This is a genomic window from Curtobacterium sp. P97 (assembly GCF_023712445.1).
Lineage (GTDB): Bacteria > Actinomycetota > Actinomycetes > Actinomycetales > Microbacteriaceae > Curtobacterium.
The window spans coordinates 1-483 of record NZ_JAMAYF010000060.1 but is presented as its reverse complement, the minus strand read 5'-3'; the positions used below and the strand labels follow the sequence as shown (position 1 = coordinate 483).

The following is a 483-nucleotide window of genomic DNA, read 5'->3' as shown; positions in this document are numbered from 1 at the left end:
CCCACCCGGCGCTGCCCGGCGACGGCCCGGCGGCGCTGTCCTACCGCGAGCTCACCGGGGGTGCGGTGCCCGCGGCCCGGCGGTGCTGGGTCGCCCTGCAGGTGCTCCGCGTGCCCGACGCAGACCCCGACGCCGACACCTCGACCCTGCAGACCGACCTTGCCAACTCTGCGCGCCGGGTGGTGCGCCGGCTGCGCAGGGCCGGGCTGCGCGCGGTGCCCGTCACGCCCGAGGACGCCGTCGTCGGCGTGCTGGGCCTGCTCGGCGACGACCCCGAGCCCGGCGCCGTCGTCCGTGCAGGGTGGTCGAGCTGGACGGCGGGGCCGCAGCGGTCCACCACCTCGGTGCTGGCCCTCCCCGGCGCCCACCTCGACGAGCTCCCCGCCGTGCTGGCCGAGCTCCGGGCCCGGGTGCTGGCCACCAGCAGCCCCACGATGCTGGCCGTGGCCGCCCGGCGCGGGGACGACGGCGTCGTCGACACCC

Annotated in this window: 1 protein-coding gene; it reads left to right on the top strand. The window is 79.5% G+C overall.

The window, feature by feature from the left end:
• A partial coding sequence (locus M3677_RS16920; protein ID WP_251161127.1) for a type VII secretion protein EccE occupies window positions 1-483 on the top strand: 483 nt, incomplete at both ends.